At 64.0% G+C, this 18,639-nt stretch carries 10 protein-coding genes; 2 read left to right on the top strand and 8 right to left on the bottom strand.

Going from position 1 to position 18,639, the window contains the following annotated elements:
- Window positions 1-18 precede the first annotated feature (18 nt).
- From FFS56_RS15910 to FFS56_RS15895, 4 genes are read right to left on the bottom strand one after another with little or no spacing between them, the layout of a single operon-like run.
- Window positions 19-1,896 carry a DUF1998 domain-containing protein gene (locus tag FFS56_RS15910; protein ID WP_283205802.1) on the bottom strand — a complete coding sequence of 626 codons (1,878 nt, stop codon included), beginning with the start codon at window positions 1,894-1,896 and terminating at the stop codon, window positions 19-21.
- Entirely contained in the window at window positions 1,835-5,029 is a 3,195-nt protein-coding gene (locus FFS56_RS15905; protein WP_127012845.1) for a helicase-related protein, read from the bottom strand. Before FFS56_RS15905 ends, FFS56_RS15910 begins: the two co-directional genes overlap by 62 nt.
- Window positions 5,026-6,561, bottom strand: a complete 1,536-nt coding sequence (locus FFS56_RS15900) for a nuclease-related domain-containing protein (protein ID WP_208644283.1) — start codon at window positions 6,559-6,561, stop codon at window positions 5,026-5,028. Before FFS56_RS15900 ends, FFS56_RS15905 begins: the two co-directional genes overlap by 4 nt.
- On the bottom strand, window positions 6,540-11,333 hold the full coding sequence (locus FFS56_RS15895) for a helicase-related protein (RefSeq protein ID WP_127012846.1): 4,794 nt from the start codon (window positions 11,331-11,333) through the stop codon (window positions 6,540-6,542). Before FFS56_RS15895 ends, FFS56_RS15900 begins: the two co-directional genes overlap by 22 nt.
- Window positions 11,334-11,421: 88 nt before the next feature.
- Here FFS56_RS15895 and FFS56_RS15890 point away from each other — a divergent pair, with 88 nt between their 5' ends.
- Window positions 11,422-11,868 (top strand): very short patch repair endonuclease, encoded by a 447-nt coding sequence (locus FFS56_RS15890; protein ID WP_127012847.1) that lies wholly within the window; start codon window positions 11,422-11,424, stop codon window positions 11,866-11,868.
- 754 nt (window positions 11,869-12,622) lie between these two features.
- On the opposite strand, the gene FFS56_RS15885 is transcribed toward FFS56_RS15890, so the two are convergent.
- The 4 genes from FFS56_RS15885 to FFS56_RS15870 are packed head-to-tail and all read right to left on the bottom strand — an operon-like array spanning window position 12,623 to window position 17,983.
- On the bottom strand, window positions 12,623-14,068 hold the full coding sequence (locus FFS56_RS15885) for a TniQ family protein (RefSeq protein WP_137772190.1): 1,446 nt from the start codon (window positions 14,066-14,068) through the stop codon (window positions 12,623-12,625).
- Window positions 14,068-15,198, bottom strand: a complete 1,131-nt coding sequence (locus FFS56_RS15880; protein ID WP_127012849.1) for an AAA family ATPase — start codon at window positions 15,196-15,198, stop codon at window positions 14,068-14,070. Before FFS56_RS15880 ends, FFS56_RS15885 begins: the two co-directional genes overlap by 1 nt.
- Entirely contained in the window at window positions 15,195-17,315 is a 2,121-nt protein-coding gene (locus tag FFS56_RS15875; protein ID WP_127012850.1) for a DDE-type integrase/transposase/recombinase, read from the bottom strand. The genes FFS56_RS15880 and FFS56_RS15875 overlap by 4 nt, the downstream gene beginning before the upstream one ends.
- Window positions 17,312-17,983, bottom strand: a complete 672-nt coding sequence (locus tag FFS56_RS15870) for a TnsA-like heteromeric transposase endonuclease subunit (RefSeq protein ID WP_233437428.1) — start codon at window positions 17,981-17,983, stop codon at window positions 17,312-17,314. Before FFS56_RS15870 ends, FFS56_RS15875 begins: the two co-directional genes overlap by 4 nt.
- 367 nt (window positions 17,984-18,350) lie before the next feature.
- Here FFS56_RS15870 and FFS56_RS15865 point away from each other — a divergent pair, with 367 nt between their 5' ends.
- Entirely contained in the window at window positions 18,351-18,632 is a 282-nt protein-coding gene (locus FFS56_RS15865; RefSeq protein WP_127012852.1) for a hypothetical protein, read from the top strand.
- Window positions 18,633-18,639: the final 7 nt, after the last annotated feature.

The raw sequence follows: 18,639 nt of genomic DNA, 5'->3' as shown, positions 1-18,639 counted from the left end.
GCCGGCGCGCCGGCGCACTCATGAACCTGCTCCCAAGGCGGCCCGCACCTCGGGGAGCACACCACTAAGCAGCCCCGTCACCTCGCTTCCGCCGAGAACGAGTTGCCGATCCAGGAGTCGGTTACCCGTCTCGCAGGAGGTCTCGCTCACCAGGGCGCAGCCGTGACAGGCCGAAAGGTTCAGCTGGGATGATCCTTGCCGATCGCTCTCGATGCACACCGGGTCGTTCGAACAAACGTCGCCATCGTCCAGTGCTGCAATGAGCAGGGGGATCAACAGGTTCGGGGCTCCGAGGCGAACAAGGCCACCGAGAGTCCCCTGCGCGTCGCCGGCCGCGGTGTAGATGAGAATGCCCGCCGTGTGATCAGGTCGTTCAGTGCTTGCGTAAACCCGTTCCTGCAGGGCCGCCGACGAGTAGCCGCTGGCGAATGCGAGGCGACGGATCAACAGATGAGCGATCGTGTGCAGCGCGATGAAGCGGGGTTCCGGGACGTCGAGGCGCGAGCGAGCCCACTCCAGCTGTTCACGACGTTCCATAAGGATGTGCGCACGGGCTTGCACGTCTGGACGGGACTCCCACGCCTGCAACGCCAGCTCGTCGAACTGTAGAAAAACTCCCTCGCCGAAGAGCTCCAGCGATGGGTACACCGGACGCTGTTTCGGATCCTGACCCAGGTCGGCGCTGATGAAGGAGGCGCTCGGGCTGTACCTGCGGAACCCTTTGAGAGCGCGCACTTCGCGGACGCGGTGTACCTGCCCGATCCCGGCAATCACACCGCGAAGCTCAGACGGCCCGGAAGTGATGGACTCGTCGGACCAGCCATCGACGACGAAGTCGCTGACATCCTGATCTTTGCCACCAGCGATCTTCTTCACAAATGCAGCCCACTCGCCGTCCTTGAGCGCATGCATCCCGGTGTCAGCTGAGTGCTCTTCTCCCCCGGCGACAGACAAGACCGTGTCGGTACCGGCGCCGATCTCCTCCGCGATCCATTCGGCGATCATCTCGGATTTCGGCCCGCCGTTGTCATCGATGAGGCGCTGGAAGTAGTCGTGAGCCCGGATCTTTGCGATCAGATCTTCCGACCGCGTCTTCTCCTCGGGGATGTCGAGCGCGGAGACGCGGTCGGCGATATAGTTTCCAGTCGCCCCGCGCTGGACCGCGACGAGGTCCGCTTCGCAGGGCTCGGACACCGAGTCCTCTGGCTCCCACGGCTGTCGACCGTTACACCGGATCCCGTCGCGGTGGAGCGCACCTTCACCTACGAGGTCCGAGAGGGAACGCGACCGCTTGCACCCGTCGCAGACGACGCGGAGAGATGCGAGACCTTCGCCGCTCGCATTGGAACGCACGAAACGCAGTTCCTTGTACGCGCGGCAGACGCGGACCTCCTCGGTCATGCCCTTGTCGCGCCCACGATGGGCCCACATAAACCACGGCACATCCTGTACATGGCTACCCGTCTTGCAGACGGCGACGTACCGCATCGGAACGAGCACACCGCCGCATCCGCACCGGTTCCGGAACCGCCCTTTGTCGATCGTCGTGAGCTTGGAGAGCTTGAGACATCGCTCGCAGAAGCGCCACGCCGGGAATCGCCAGTAGGGAAGACTCGCGGTCTCCTGCCCCGCTCTGCCGGCATGCGAAGGGGCCTGGCGGAGCACGGGACGCGGGTGCCCGATCTGCACGAGTTGGTCGACGAGGCGGTCGCAGTGGATCTCCGGTGCGACCTTCCGATCCCACCATGATGTGTCGGGCGCGATGATGGATTCTCCCCGAATGTCGACGATCGCGCCCACGCCGAACGGCGAGACGGTCTCCGACAGACGGAGATCATGAAGGATCTTCTGCACGCTGCACCTCCCGCTCGGGCTCCTGGACCTCGACGGCGACATTCGGCTCGACGGAGCGCATCGAGTCGCCCACCAGCCATTCATCGCCCGTCTGTCCGAAGCGCTTCACCAGTGCCCGGTCCGCCGCTTGACGGTGCTCGTATCGAAGACGCTCTCCGGCGTCGCGGGCTTCCTGGGCCTTTCGATCCCATTCCCGAAGAAGCCTCCAGACCTGGTCGCCGACCGCATCCACTTCCTCCTCCTCCTCGGACTCCCGGACCAGGTTCAGAAAACGCCCGATCAACGTCACGACCGAGTTCCGGAAGCGGTCGTCGGACAGATCGAATGCACCGGCGTCGCTGTCCCCGGCGAGCACCGGCAGTGAGTGGCGGAACAACGAGACAAGCGCCCCCGCGAGTGAGCGATCTCGAGAGGAGAGGGACCAGGGTGTCACGCTCGTCGGCTCGACGCTTCTGTATAACGCATCGTGGTAGCCCCGAAAGGTCTCAAAATGGGATCGGTCACGAGCTCGGTTCGACCGGAACAACGTCACCACGATGCCGTTCACGGACCCGCGGCCCACTCGACTCGTGGCTTGGATGTACTCCGCCGTCGTCTTCGGCTGTCCGACCATCAGCATCAGAGCGAGTCGTTGAACGTCGATCCCGACCGACAGCATGTTCGAGGACAGCACCGCGTCCACAGCCTCGCCGGATTCGTCCACGCTGAGGCGGAGCTGGCGCAGGTCCTTCGGCAGCTCTTCAGGTCCGCGGCGGCTCGTGAGCTCGAGCACCCGGTCCGCACGCACAGTCCTAAGTCCGAGCCCAAGCCGATCCGCACGGGTTCCGAGACGACCGTTGATATCGTCCAGGAGCAACGCCCCCGTACGCCCGAGCTCCCGAAGACTGTTGTGATACATCACGAAGGTCCAATAGGGGTCGACTTGATCTCCGATGCGATCCGTGCCGACCAGGATGCCTGGCAGCTCGAGCAGTGGCGAAGCCGCGGCAACGAGGGCGGTGGCCTGCGAGACGCTCTGCGGCATCATTCCGGCGTACAGCCGGCCCTCGCCACTGGCCACCGGACTGGCGAAGAACGTGGTGTCGCCGTCGAGGCCTGCTGGCGGGTAGAGCGCCACCTGTCGGCCGTACAGACCCCGCACCTGAGACCCGGATGCTCGGATCGTCGCCGTCGAGGCGACGATCTTCGGCGTGGAGCCCGCTCGATTCAGCAGCAGCTGGATAACAGCATCGAAGACTGCGACGGTGGTACCGAGCGGGCCGGACAGCAGGTGGAGCTCGTCCTGGATGACGAGCGACGGCTGCCGGTAAGGCGTACCGATGCCGAGGAGCCGTCCGGCGGAGTCTTTGAATTGAAGACGGGCGAACTTATCGACCGTGGCCAGCAGGAAGGTCGGCGGCTCCTCGTAGAGCAGCTCGTCCACGACGTTCATCGGGAGATCGCGACGCGAGAACTCACAATCAGAGTCCACGCATCGGAAGACCACATCGTTGCCCACTTTGCGGGCGCCGTACAGCCGGCGCGTGTCGTCCTTCTTGACCGGGACCAATTCGGCCAGGCACCAAGGGCACTCCGTGATCTGGAACTCGTTCGCATCCTGCGGATGCTGAGCCTTGTAGAGCCGGTCAAGGGCATACCTCGCGTCGGAGCGGGTGCCCGGGGTCGCCTCGTTCCCGACCCAGAGTCCGATCGAGAATCTCCCCATCCCCTTGGCTCTGGAGTCCGTCGCACGAAGCAGTTCCATCGCACAGATCAACGAGGCGGCGCGTTGGAACTGCTGCGAAGTGAGCAGTCGCAGAGTGTAGCGCGTGATCACCGCAGTGCCGCCACCGGCCCCTCCGTGCTCGATCCGGCGCAGGAAGATCACGACAGCAGCGAGAGCCAGGTACGCTTCGGTCTTTCCGCCGCCGGTCGGGAACCAGATCAGGTCGACCAACGATCGATCAGGGTGAGTGTCGTCGACTGTCGATGCCAGCGCCACCAGCAGGAAGCCGAGCTGGAACGGACGCCACTCCGGCTGCGGATCCTTCTCGCCGCGACCGATTGCCGCCTGGCGCATCTGGAGGCGCATGGCAGACATGGCGAGTGAGAACGCTGACCGGAGCGCGGTCGACTCAGGATTCGCGAGCAGGTCGACTCCCTGCCACATCCGTTCGGCCGTGATGCCCGCGCGCCCGGCGATCGACTCGGCGTCCGGGCCGAGCTCTGAAGACTGCACCTGCTGATCCGCGACCCACTCGGAGAAGGCGTCGACGAAGGAACCGAGTGCCTCCAGCACTGATGCCGGCTCCAAGCCGATCGTTGCGAGGAACGCCAGGTCGAGCGCGGGTCGAGCACGATCGTTGAGCTTGTCCCCTCCGGCTTGCTCGATCGCCGGCACGACGAAGTGCGGCACTGGGTCGAGCTTGATACGAACGCAGTTCCCTCCCTCGTCCGTCTCCCAGTCCGCGGCCATTCCGTGTCCGACCGCGAAGACCTTGCGGCTCCGGTACCTCAGACGGAGTTCAGCGGCCTCCGGGTCGACGTCGATCGCACGCGACGCGTCGTACTCGAGAATGCTGGCGCCATCGACCGGCCGCGCGGACAGATCGACCTGGAACAGCATGAGCGGGATATCGGTTCGATCCTCGCCTGTCGTCTTCGTCCGTAGTCGGACATGAAGCGTGACGAGCCAGTTCGAGGACCCGTATGGCCGCCACCGGGTGCCGATCTCGAACGGTACATCGCCGGCGTCCAGCTGCCGCAGCTGCGTCTTTCCTCGCGTGAGCTCGATGTTGCGGAACTCGTGACCGGTGCGTTGCCATCGCTGCGGGCCGTCGTCCTCGATCAGCGCATAGGTGCCGGCGGAGAAGTCGCAGCGCACGGATTCCGAATCCGTGACGAAGGAGATCGCAGCGGAGGACGGTCGCCAATCCTCGGCGATCGGGTTCGTCGCTTCGTCCTCTTCGACATCGCCTTCTTCGACGTCGGCCATGACGAGCTGCTGCGGATCGTTCTCTCCTGCAGTAACGCTTCCCAGCGGTGCCGCCTCGTCATCGGAGGGGAAGAGCATGCCGACCGCGTACTGCAGCGAGGGTCGGTTCTCGATGAGCACTTCGTCCTCGCCCTGCTCGGGTCCGACGTAGGCAGCACGGAGATGGTCCAGCGCGCGCGCTTGAGCTGGGGTGAGTGTCACGAAGGCACCTCCATCCTGCGCACGAGCGCCTGCAGGCGTCGACGGTCGGCATCGGTGCAGAAGACATGGAGTGTCACACGCGCGCGCGTCACCGCGACATAGAGCGCTGCGAGTGCGGAGTCCGAGTACTCCGTCGGCAGCTCGCAGACGAGGACGTGCTCCGCTTCGAGCCCCTTGGCGACCCTGGGGCTGAGAACCCGGATACCGTCCACGGTCTCATCGAGCGGTTCGACCGCAGCCGCCGGAATGACCCAGATGTCGGAAGCATTCACGCCCTCCTTCTTGAAGGACTTCGCGACGCGGATCGCCCGAGCCCGAGACTCCCCCTCGGCTACGGTCTCCCACTGGATCCGCTCACCATTCACGATCCCCGGGTCGCCGACATCGGCGCCGAGATACTCCTGGACCAGGTGGACGATCGCACGGGTGTTGCGCACATTCTTGCTCAAGTCGTATTCGATGCCTTCAACTCGGACGATCTCGAAGACCTCCTCATCGAAACGGCCGTCCACATGAGCCTGGTTGTTCTGGTCGAGGAACATCCTCCAGCGACCCTGCCCTCGGCCGCCTACGACGACCCGGTCGAAGATATCCATTGCATCGGCGTACATCAGATCCTGCGCCTCGTCGACGAGCAGCACGTCGAACTGCAAAGAAGGGTCGATCGCACCGAACTCGCGCACCTCGATCGCTCGCCCGACCAAGCGCGGCTCGAAGAACGTTCGGAGGCCAGGCGACCTGAACGTGACGAGAACGGAACGTCCGGCCGCGGCTTCCTGTTTCGCCGCCTCTGCAAGAACGACCGACTTCCCGGTGCCGGCACCGCCCAGCACGAGGATGCGCTGATTCTTCGATAGACCGGCGAGAACTCTCGCCTGCTCCGACGTGGCGGTGTTCTGTTCATCAACCACGGCGCCACGCTGTGCGTCGATGACTGGCAGGCGCGAGAACTCTCCGAAGAGTCGCTCGCGCAGCTGATCGACTCGAACTGTGGACGCGCCTCTCGGAGCGCTCGCTGACGCACTGGCCACCGCGTCGAGCGCAGAGGTCAAAGCATCGACCGTCATGGACTCCTTCGCCAGCCAGTGCGTGGTCTTCCATGCGACGTCCGTCGGCGGATGATCGATATCCGGCGTAACAGCGATAGCCTCCGAGGGATACCAACCCAGCCCGTCCTCCTTGAGGATCTCCCTCAGAGCGAACATCGCATCTCGAGCCTGGTCGATGGGCGACGACTTCAGCTTGTGGTTGTCACCGTGCCTATCGATGGTGTACCAGGCGCCGTCGAACTTCTTCACACCACCGCCCTTCACCTCAGCGATGATCGCGACCCCCTTCCAGAGGATGATGAAGTCGGCCTCGGCCATCTGCTTCCCCGGAGCGGACCGAAGCTTGACCGAGTGGAACGCGACCGCGTCGGCCCTCGGCACGGCGTGGAGGAGTCGAGCCAGCTTGCGTTCGGCGTCGCTCTGCGCGGTGAGTTCGATGTCCCGAAGGTCCGGGCTGAGGATCACGACTGCTGCTCCTGCCACAGCTCTTCGTACTCGCGGAAACCGAGCAGATTGTTGATGTCGGTGCTGCCGAAGTTGTCGGCCATATCGACGATAAGGCACACGTCCTTGCCGCCATTTCTCGGACCGCGCAGACCGCGACCGGCCATCTGGATGTAGGCGTTCGGACTGAACGTCGGGCGCGCGATGTAGAGCGCCGTCACACCCGGCGCATCGAAGCCCTGCGTCAGAAGGTCGCAGTTGGCGAGCACCTGGATCTCGCCGTCTTTGAAGCGCTTAATCACGTCACGCCGTTCCTGTCGGCCGGTCTGACCGCTGACTGACGCGGCTTCGACGCCGCGGTATCGCAACGTCGCAGCGAGCACCTGCGCAGACAGGACGTTCGGTGTGAACACGAGAACCGAACGTCCGCGATCTGCCTCCAGGTTCATGATGCTCTCGACCAGAACCCCCATGCGGGCGTGGTCCGCCGCCACACGGTCGAGCACCTGAACGCTCACGCGATTGGTCCGCATCGCCTCGCGCGCTTCATCGTCGGAGAGTCGGACCTGCGCGCCTTGAAGCACGTCGTGCTTCACCTTCGCGAGCACTCCGATCGCCACAAGCTCCTGATACGGATTCTCCTCGAACGCGGCAAGCTTCTTCCGTCCGAAGCGAGCGGCCAACTGATCCGTCGCCTGTACAGAGGTCCCCTTGAACGGCGTTGCCGACAGGCCGATGAGCGGTCGTTCGAAGCTGCGCCCGTCGACGCCGAGCCACGAGAGTATGCGTGTGTACCGTGTCGACGTGCCTGCGACGTGTCCTTCGTCGACGAACACCGCGGCGGCCTTGCTCAGCCACTCGTACTCGGCGCTGCCGAGGATCACTTCGAGCTTCGCGTCCGTGGCGACAACCACGCTGAGAGCGGTGTCCGGCTCGTGGACATCGTTGCTCTCCCACAGCCGGCCGATGGTCAGCGGCAGGTCGACTCGCTGCTCGGTGCAGAGCCCTCGCCAGACCTCGCTGAACGTCTGCACCGCCTGCTCGCACAGCTCCTGTGACTGTGCGATCCAGAGAACCGGTCCGTGGAGCTCCCCGTCAATGAACAGCTGGAGGATCGTCTGCGTCGCCACACGAGTCTTGCCAGCACCGGTGGGAAGCTCAACCATCGCCTTGGCGCGGCGGGCCGCTTCACCGACCTCGAGGAGCGTCGATCGAAGGTCTGCGCTGATGCGCACTTGATAGTCGTGGAGGGGCGGCAGGATCGTCGCCCCGGGCACGACGAACTCTGCGTCCTGTCGCTGCGTGCGCTGGCCAGCGAACTCCGAGGCGAAGCCCATCTTCCTGAGCCAGCTGATCGTCGCGGCTCCGCCCGCCCATTGCGTGGGGACATCCGGGAAGCCCTCTCGACGAAACAGATCGGCGAGCTCGCGGATCGTGTCCTTGCCGTACACCGACAAGCACAGTTCGGCGACCGAGGTCTTCTTCGATACCAGGCCCTGAGCCTCCAGGCCCTGCCATAGCCCTCTCGGAAGCTTCTCCCGCAGATCGTCCTCGCCGAAGTACACCTCGAGACGCGCGATGTCGGTCGACGCTGCCAGCGCATCCTGTCGGATCAGCTCCAGATGGTGATCGAGTCCGACCTTCAGCACACGATCGATATCGGCATTGTTAAGGCCCAAATCGAACGCCTCATTGGCTGCACGCAGAGTCGCCTTCTCATCGAAGGCCGTGACGACCACAAGGCTTACCCCGTCGCGGTATGAGTCGAGCGACTGGGTCTCGACGCCGTCCTCTGTGGTCACCCACTTCGCGACCGACTCGGCCCTCGCCAAAGTCGCGCTGCTCAAGTCGTCCCCGCTCGGCCAGCCGCGGAGACCGGTGAACACGTCGAGCAGTCGCTCCGCATCCTGCTGACCGTCGATGCGGATCGAGAATGCGAAGCTGTCTTCGAAGCGCTTGCACCCGACTTCCGTCGCAAGCCGTTCCGCTTGTGACTCGGACGTTTTCAGGTACGGCCTCTGGTGCTGGGCGAGATAGTCGCGCTGCTCGTCGTCGACTGCCACGTATATCGTGCCCGAAGGGCGCGACTCGAGCACACGCCCCACCCGCGCGGGGACACGAGGCGGCCGCCCCTCCGGATAGGCGAGCGGAACGACGTCGAGTATGAACCGGACGAGCAGTGCATCGTCGAATCCCGGGGGAAGCAGCTCGACGGCAAGCGCATCACGAAGGACCGCTGCCGGGATCACCCCGAGCTCCTGCGGCAGACGAAGCGTATCGACGACGCTCCGGGGCCCATCGTAGAGGGGCAGCAGATCGCGATACTCCACCAGCGACGGCGCAACGACATCAGTGATCGGTCTGAACCCGCGCGAGGTTCGGAGCAGGCCTGCACGCTCGGCGGCCCAGCGGACAGGCGACTTCACGCGGTATGAGACTCCCGTCGCCGTGTCCTCACAGTCCCACGGCGCATCCCCGAACTCGAGGAGCCCCCTCGTCCATGCCTCGCGCAACTGTTCCGAGGCCTCTGCCTCCTGGAGTAGAAACAGGGCCGAGAACGGTCCCGCCGAGTGGCCCTGACTCGGGTAGAGGGTGATCCGCTCGATCGGGCGGTCTCCCGGCGTCAGCCTGCTGTTGAGGTCTGCGATCACCCAGTCCCGGTAGTCGTCGGCTGCGGACTCGTCTTCGAACGAGTAGTCGCGGACTGGTGCGTTGACGACGCCTAAGTCGTGGGCGAGGGCGGGGACGCATCGCTGCCGATCGAGCAGGAGACCTCCGTCGGCCGAGGGTAGCTCGCCGTCGATGTCGAGGACCTGCTGCGGCCAGAGCCAGCCTCCGTCGCGCGTCGGAACGAGGACCTGCGCGGTCGGATTTGCCCGAACCGCGGAGAGGGCATCCCTGGCACTCACTCCGAGAGCCGCATCCCAGAACTTCTCCTGCAACTCCGGAGTAGCACCCGTCGTCAGTTTGGCCAGCCGAGCAGTGAGGATCGCGACGGGGTCCAGATCTCGGAATCCTGCGGAACGGAGCATCTTCTCCATCTCCGGGTACTCCAGGAACTCCGGCACGACGAACACCGCACCTTCGATGTCGAGGTCGTCCGCCTTCGAAAGGAACACCAGTGAGCGATCCGCGAACGCACGGAGCCCGTTCGTGGTCGGGATGACTCGAGCCTTCTCCGCCTCTTCTGCACCGCGATTCGCCATGACGACCTTGAGGGCGTTCGCCGCGGACTCGACATCCTGGCCCTCGGCCCACTCCCGGAGCCAGGACTGAATACCGCGCTTCGGCACGAACTCCAGCGCGCGTTTCATGTCGCGCCCGTCCTCATCGAACTTCCCCGGATCGACGCTCACGGCGAAGAGCTGGCGGAGCCGGGTAAAGCGCTGTGTCGAGGCGTAGCACTTCCAGTGCGGAACGTTCGACGATGTGTTGGGCGACTCCGTCCAGGCACGGTATCCGTTGTTGGAGTCATCTCTCAGCGGCGCAGACAGACCCTTCCATTCGCATGTCAAATCCAGCGGCACGAGGTCTGCCGGCGCCTTAAGTTCGCCATACGCGTCTGGAATCAGCTTAGAGACTGCGGCGATCGGCGGCACCAGCGCACACAGTACCTCGTCGCCGAAAAAGGTCGCTTCGCGCCCACGTGCCGGGAGGTAATCGAGTTGCGCAGCCGGGTCTTCGGCCGTGCTGACGTTCGGGAGGATTTCGACGAACATTTCAGCGAGCGTCGCCAGCACCTCGCGGTTGTATCCGTTCCGGAGCAGAGTTGTGCGGTCGTCGTTCACACTCCACGGGGCGTTGAAAAACGCGGTGGCCGATGTCCGATCCTGCAGAGGGAAGTAGCTCCAGAACTGGCCGATCTGCGTGCCAGCGTCCCCGGCCTCGGGGTTGGCTCGGCGGGGCTTGACGGGTATCGCGATGCTGACCTTGATCTCGTTGCGGGAGACCGCTTCGCCGACCTCGCGTCGAGCCGCCGGGCTCGGAGCGTGCATCCGCTCGTTGACGAGCCATTCGTCACCCGTCGAGTCAGGACGCTCGATCTTGTACCGGCCGTTCCCGAGGTCCTTCGACACGTGGCTTGTCGCAAACCCTCGGTCTCCGAGGACAGTGAGCCTGACCTCCCGCACTGCGCTGACGAACAGAAGGAATTCGGACGTGAATGTCTCCATCTCTCGACGGATTCTCGCAGTGTCGTGCACACCCGGCAGACGGACTATGGTGCTCGCCCATTCAGCGAGATTCCTGGCGATCGGGTCCTCGTCGAAGAGCCGATCCGCGTCGAGCAGTGTGGCCGTACGGAGCGCGGGTAGCCGCCGGTCGGCGGAGCCGATCCCCTTGATCGCTGACTGCGCCTTGGCGGAGTTGAACTCGAACGACACTGAACGGCTCAGAACCTGTGGTGAGTCGGTGACTGCCAGCACAGACTTGAATCCAAGTCCGAACCGACCGATCTCATCTCCTCGCTTGCCGCTGAGATGAGCGTGGGTGATGGCGATGAGACCGTTTTTGGAGAAGGGCCGGCCGGAGTTCGCGCAGTACAGAACGTTCGTCGTGGGGTCCAGCACGATCTCCACCCGTCCGGGCCCGAGATCCTGGGCACCGCCAGCCATGGCATCGGCGGCGTTCTGAACGAGCTCCAGGAGCGTCCGGTTCGCGTACCCGCCTGTCCGGATGGACTCTTCATGATTTGCATGCTCAGTGATCAGTGTGGGCTTTGCGGAGTAGGCCGCGATCGCACTCTCGAACTGCTCGCCGATCTCGCGCACGAGCTCCGCGTCAGGAGTCCATGCCTCGGTCGTCTTCGACATCCTCCGTACCAATCGCTCTCTCGATCCGTCTCCCCTCAAAGTAGCGGCACCCACGGACTTTCGTCGGCTGAGCGGCTACTGTGCCTCCATGTCCTGGGCAAGCAGCGAGGGGTCACGGCGATCGATGCTCGCGAACCGTGGGCGCGATACGTCACCTGAGGTTGCCGTACGGCGCCGCATTCATGCCATGGGATTACGCTACCGAGTTGACTTCGCACCCATCGGCGGACGGCGGAGAGCCGACATCGTGTTTACGAAGCTGAGGATTGCGGTCTTCATCGACGGATGTTTCTGGCACGGATGCCCCCAGCACGCGACCCTGCCCAAGCGGAATGCCGACTACTGGGTGCCAAAGCTCCGGCAAAACGTTCAACGCGATCGCGAGACAACCACGCTCTTGCACGAAGCGGGTTGGACTGTGCTTCGCTTCTGGGAGCACGAGGATGCAGATGCAGTCGCGCAGGCAATCGTCGACGTCGTGAACACCGACAGCATAGATCCATGGCTCCCTGCGGCGGACGCGTCGGACCGCTGAGAGAGTTCGCGTGCGTCGCAAGACCGTGCGCTCCGTCCGAGGCCGCAGGAAGCGGGCCGTCCCGATCCACTCGAGGTTCCCGGCTGCGGATCGCGCGGCCTAACTGCCGCGGCCGGGGCCAGCCCGTAGCTCGCCGCGCACCGGTCCTGATCCATGCTCAGCGATTCCTGATGTCCACTCCGCAATGTTGCGAGCTACGTCGCAATCCGCGTGATGCCCGCCACGCAGAGATGCCTCCGGATCGTCGTCGGACTGCAGCCGAGCTCGCGAGCAATGCTCGCCGCGGTCCGTCGTTCCGTCTCGTACTGCTCGCGTAGCCACTCGATGTCTACGTGGAATCGCGGCTGGCGACCGGGTCCCGAGGGGATACCGCGCGCGCCTCGAGTCCGAGCGACCGTTTGACGCGAGAGACCGAGCTTGACCGCGGTGGCACGTATTGAAAGGCCCTCGTCGTGTGCCGTGGTGATCGCGATGTCCTCGGGACCGCCACTCGCACCGCGCACCGGACGCCGCGCGACCCATTCGCGGTCACCTGCTCGATCGGGTTTGAACGGTTCTAAGCCAAGCGCGCTCGGGCTCGGATGCCACGACACCGGCTCCTCGATGCCGAGGCGGTCCAGATGCGACGCCCCGACGTCTTTAAGAGCGGAAAGCACCCGAAAGGGCGCGTTCCGTGTGAATCCGTCGACCTCCGAGTCGGTGACGGGTTCCGTCGCAGTGTCAAGCGGCGGAAGGCGTTGGACTCGATCACCGCTCAGCAGACGATGCACGTATGCACGTATGCACGAGCGAGTACTGCTCTGCGCGGGAAGCCGGAATGCACGTTCTGCGCGATGGCGATCCTCTCCCACTCCTCTGGCTGCAGCAGCTCCGTGTAGTCGAGCGAGCGTCGTCGGGCATAGTCAATAGGCGTATCGACCGCATCCAGGAACCGAGCAAGCTGCAGAAGCGTCGGCAGAGTTTCAGACTCCGCACCGCTCCTGCCGAGCGAACGCATCACGTTGGTGACTCGGCGACTCGGTGCGTCCCGATCAAGCAGGCCCAGGCTCGCGGCGTGCGTGAGTCTGCTTCCTGCCAGGACGACCGCGGCAGACAGGGCCGCCGCTGCAATCCTGCGATCAACACGTCGAGGCGCAAGGCGCGCGGTCCACTCCGGCCAGAGAAGCGCGGGAATCTTGGCTGCGCGAGCTGCCGCGTCGCCACCATCGAAAGCCGTCTGAAGGACGAACGTGGCTCGACGTTTCGTACCTCGGGTAGATGCGATCAAGGTCTGCATCTGCGGCGATAGCCCGTCGTACGAGGTGTTGACGTTGACGTTGTCGCGGAGCAGTTCATTGAGCAGGGCACTGTCATGCACCGCCCGACATGCGACGGCATAAGCGGACGCGCGATGAATCGGACCGGCGCCGCCCAATGATGTCCGACTTTCGTCTGGACCCCGTTCCTCCAGGTCGCGACGAGCGAAACCGGCGAGGAGGCCAAGGTCCCCGAGCACACGACTCGCCGGCTGTGGACCCGAGGACCAGATTCCATCAGCAGTACGGGGCTTCGACAGTGCGCGCATGATGAGTCGCTGCGCATCGAGCACGTCAGCGCCGGCATCCATCGCATCAGAGTGATCATCACGAAGATCAGCGCCGCAGGATCTCACCCGTCCGTTGTCGAAGCGCCCTATCGGATTGCGGCACGCGCCTGGTGTCGGCACGAGACGGTGCGGAAGTGCCGTCCGGTGGGGAGACTTTCGGCACGCCGCGCACACGTCGTTGAGGAGCCGATGATGGCGCACACACGCGAACCCGAACGGAAACTGCCACGTCAGTCGCCAACGACCGTTCGAGTCGCGCAAGCAGTCTGGGCAGTACCGCCCGGATGCCCCGCTGATCGGGCTGAAGAGCGATATCGCCCCACGCCGGTCGAACTGGACGGCGTTGGCCGCAAAGCCTTCGCGAGTAGTGGCGCGCAAGACCTCACGCGTCAGTCCTGTGGTCCGTTCCAGGTTGGCCAGCTGCTGGTCATCAAGCTGCACGGACCACGAGGTGCTTCCCAACGGGCCTTGCGCCAGCACACGCAGACCGAGCGCGCGGGCGAGATCTCCGCACGTCGTCCGCAGCGTTGCCGCCATCGTCTCGAACCAGGACCCGAACGGCTCGTCAGGGAGCGGTCGTACGACGAACGGGAGTCGGCGCAATTCCGCCGTCATCACGCAGCTTCTTCCGTTGATCCGTCGTCCAGTTCACGCTTCAGCTTTCGATCGAACTTCTTCTCACGGTCGGCACGCCCGGACTCGGCACCCTCATCCAGCCGGATGGTGTCGAGCAGCGCGCGATCGAGCTTCTCGTGACCGGTGCGGATCGCCCTGGTCGTTCCGCGGCGGATCAGATCCATGAGCGAACCGATGTTGCCGCCTGTGCGGACGAAGATGTACGTCGCCAGTTCCTGGATCATCCGATCGTGACCGTTTGCGAGCACGACCGCTTTGTCCAAGGAGCCCATCAACCTCGCCCACTCGCGTTTGTCGGCCTGGGTCTGCAGCGAGAAGCTGTTCATGCCAAGTACCGTCCAGCGGCGGAATGTCTGCGCGAGCGCCGTATCCTCCCCTGTGCGCCCCTCCTTGAGAAGTCCGCTCTCTCGTAACGCGACTCCAGCGAAGACGAAAGTGGCGTCATACTCGTTAGCGAGCCACTTGAGTTGGTTCGCAACTTGGACGCTGTCGTTGGTCCTCATGTTGAGGAAGTGAAGGTCGTCGATGATGACGAGCCGCGTATCGTGCCTGGCGATGCAGTCGGCCGCGGCACGGGCGAGATCACGTGACAGAGTCAACGACTGCCGGAGCTCGCTCCGAACGCTCGGGTGAGCGTAGAAGCCCAAGAGCATCTGATGCAACGCCTTGATCGTCGGCTTGCCGGCCAGGGTGACGTGGCAAACGGGAATGTGTTTCGTCGTCTGCGTATCCGGGTCGAGGTACTCGCCCGCTTCCGCGACTCGCCGGCGGTGAAAGTCACGCCCGAACATGCGCAGCGCGGTCGTCTTACCCATCGTTGGAGGTGCGTCAATCGCCGCGGCACTCTTGACCCGGTCCGAGTCCTGTTGGTTGCTGTCCACAATGTCCAGCAGATCCTGGTGGAGGCGGTCGACCTGTTCGGACCGCAAGACGATGTTGGCGTGCCATTCTCGACGACGCCGGTTGTAGTCGGCGCGAGCGCTGTCGCTCAGGCCAACGAGCTGCGGCGTCGTGAGTCGGTCAGGAATCGTCCGAGCTTCCCGATCGGTGAACTGGCTCCAACTCTCGTACGTCGAGAAGCTCCCTCGGAGCGGTTGCGCGCTGGTCACATCATCTCCATGAGCTCATCGTCACCGAACACGAAAGCGGCGAAGAGATCGTCATCGTCGTCATCGTCTCCGCCCTGCGGTATGGCTGGCGCGGGCGCTTCTGGTTCGTCGTCTGGCCACTCGCCGACCGCGGTGCCGAGCATCCGCTGAACCGTCCGCAATGACCATGCGCCCTCATCCCCTCTGTGGTTCTCCGCCAACTGTGATGCCAGACGTGCGCTCACGCGACGCTCAGTCGGCGTGAGATCTCGGCCGGCACCCCAGTCGGCCAGCAGCTTCGCAGCGGCCGCATCGACGTCAGGTCTCTTGCCATCCGCGATCTCGAGCGCGAGACGCTTCGCATGCTCAAGCGCCTCGGAACTGAACGGCACCGACTGCGCCCCCTTCAGCTGCCAGCGCAGCGCGTGCCAGGTACCGTCATCGGGATCACGGAAGTAGATCCGGCGCACGTCATCCGGGTCATACGAGAAGGGCCAGAGCACATCCCCATCGCTGCCGCGAGTGCGATTCCGGTACTTCGCGACGATCTCACCGCGATAGCGGATGCCGTTGAGCTCAACGCCGTAGTGATTGAACTGCCTCTTCGCCACTGGTAGTAGTTCGAGGAGATAGTTGCGGTTCCGCGGAATCCGAAGCTCGCCCGTCACTGCCAGCCCCTGCGAGTAGCGCTCTGCCGGACTCATCTTCACGCCGAACATCCCCGGGTCCGCGAGAGCGGCGTGCGGGCGCACGTGATACACGGTTGCCACCCACTCACGGATGATCTGTTCGAGCTGAGGAAGTGTATAGACGGCCTCGGACTCCGGGTCCTGGCCACGGGAGGCGACGTCGGCGCCCTTATATCCGGGAAGTTCTTGGAGCAGCGAATCGAGGGTTCGAAAGAAACGCTCGACCGGGCCCTTGTCAGTGGGCGTGTAGACACGTGCCGGTTGGATCGAGATCCCAAGACGGGCGCACGCGCTCGTGACGTGCTCAGACACGTAGGCGCTCCCGTGGTCGGTGACGAGACACTGTGGGATCGTCGGCGGCGGCATGAATCGCCCTGCGACGATGACACGATCGGGGTCGACAATCAGTGTCTTCGGTACGCCGTGGTACGGCCACCGCCCCTTGTTCATGTCATCCTGCGATGGCTCGAATGGATACAGCGATTCGACCAGCACGCCGGCGACGTCGACCGACTTTGTCGACCCCGGCGAGAGCCGCATGCCAAGCACGCATCTCGAGTAGAGGTCCATCGCGAAGGTCAAGTCGACCGACACCCACTTTTCGGTTACCGGCGACAACGCGAACACGTTCAGCGGAGTCGTGTCCATCAGCACGTACTCGCCCGGATGCGTGGCGCGGATCTCTCCGTACGCTCCCTGGGGTCTGTTTGCGTTGGAGCGTTTGCGCTTCGTCGAGCCCTCGAACGTGCTGCGACCACGATCGAGCGCCGCCAACGCCTTGTACGCAGTACTCTGACCCGGAACTGGAACCTCACCCACCCCATGGACCTTCGCGAGCCGTGCTTCGATCCGGCTCAGCACGATCCTCTTAGTGACCTTGGGCTCGTTGATCTGCTCGTCGAGTACGACCTTCGCCATCGACAACCACCGTGCATCGATGCTGGGCGCCGGTCCATCAGGAGTCTTCTGCCGTCCGTCGACCAAACCGAACTCGCCGGAAGAGCGATACTCGCCGATCCATCGCTCCAATGTGCGCTGGCTCACCCCGAGCTCGGCCGCCTTCGCTGTCACGCGGCTTCCCCTGCTCTTGTCGGGTGCAAACTCGACCTTGGGTTCGCTCGCGAGTGCTGTGGAGGAGTCACCCGAGCGATATCCGGTCAGGGCCTCGCGAATGTGGGCAGCACGATCCCGTGCCGCTTCCCGCGCTTTGTCGGAGGCATCCGCCCAGAGGACGCCAGGCTCCCCGGCATCCTCTGGTAGGTCTATGTCGCCAAGTCGCGCCCTGCCGCCGTCAGACAGCGGCCGGAGGAGCTCAGCAATCTCCACTCGCCGGAAGTGGCCGTTCACGGCGCGGAGGACGACGGCACTGTCGAGAATCTCGGTAACTACGTAGCGCGAGCCATCAAAAGCGATCGGCGCGTTGATTCGCACGACATGCGACGTGGTCATACCGGGATCACCTCGCTGTCGTTATCGAGCGTTCGCGTGAGATCGCTCGCGAGCAGCCGGCGCCACAGCAGGTGCAGCACCACGGCTCGAGCGCGAGCTCGATTGTTGAGCGCAAGCGACACCTGTCCCACAGCCGAAGCGAACGTCGTGGGCGCGTTCACGGCAGTTCGCGCGCTCTCGACCTCGGCCTCTTCGAACCGGTCGCTCCAACGAAATCCGCTGAGGAATCGCACGTTTGTGCTGAGTGTGGGGTCTGGCTCAGAGCAGATCTCGTACTCCCAGCCGGGGACCGCCATCAGGCGTCTCGTCCATCCGAGAGAATCGCGGACCTTCGGAACGTCAAGTCGATGCGTGGGCTTGACATCGATCACGCGGATGCCGCCGTCCCGGAGACGGAGCAGGTAGTCAGGCACGTGACGGCGAATCCGCTTCCCATCCCATCCCTCGACGAGAAACGGTTGCGACACAATCGACAGAACGTCGGAGTCGAAATCCATCAGGATGAGGTTGGCGAGCTCGAGCCGCGACTCGTAGCCGACTGGCGCCTCCATCCGCGCAGACCAGTAGGTTCCCGGAAGATGACGCTGCCCTCGGTACCAACGGAACGTGCGCCAGGGACGGGCGTCGATGAGATGTCTGGCTCCAACCTCGGATAGGGGAACCGCCATCTCCTCGCCCGACTGGCGGCGGACTCGGATCACTGTCTCTGCGATCATCGGCGGCACCACCGGCGGTGTCGTGCTTCGTGCTCTCTGGATCGCGTATCGCGGAGTCGGGAACGTGTCATACGATCCACGATGCGAGCAGCGGGTGTATGTACGGAGCGTCGTATCGCACCGAATCTTCGTCAGTATTCAGCAGGCTGCGAATATTGACAACAAACCATGAAAAGCGACTCGCGATTCGCACTTAATGGCCTGATGAACATGACATTCATTAGCGCCCAGCTTGATGATAGCCCGATATTGGTACAGCTCAAATGAACTATGCAGTGACGACCAGAGCGATGTCCGGCACGTGTGGGAAACTCGCTATATGACCGCCACCGCACTTCTATCGACAGATCAGTCCAAACTGTTCTTCGGGAACAGTCACATGTTCGATCTGGTTGTGTCGATCGTGCGCATCGACGGCGAGTTCTCAGCGAAACTGCTGGTCGAGCGAACGGGACTTCCGAACAGCATCGTGACCTCCCTCATGAAGAAGCTCCGAGACGCCGATTTCATCACCTTCGTCGGAACGGCCCCTGGGGAACGCACCCGGCCGTATGTCATCAACGAGAACCCCTGGTGGGACGCCGCCCGCCAGTACGCGTAGCGCAACA

Origin of the sequence: Microbacterium sp. Beta (assembly GCF_005502545.1) — a bacterium.
In the GTDB taxonomy this organism is placed as follows: Bacteria; Actinomycetota; Actinomycetes; order Actinomycetales; family Microbacteriaceae; genus Microbacterium; species Microbacterium oxydans.
Note: the sequence above shows the minus strand (reverse complement) of the source record. Positions and strands in the feature narration are given on the sequence as shown.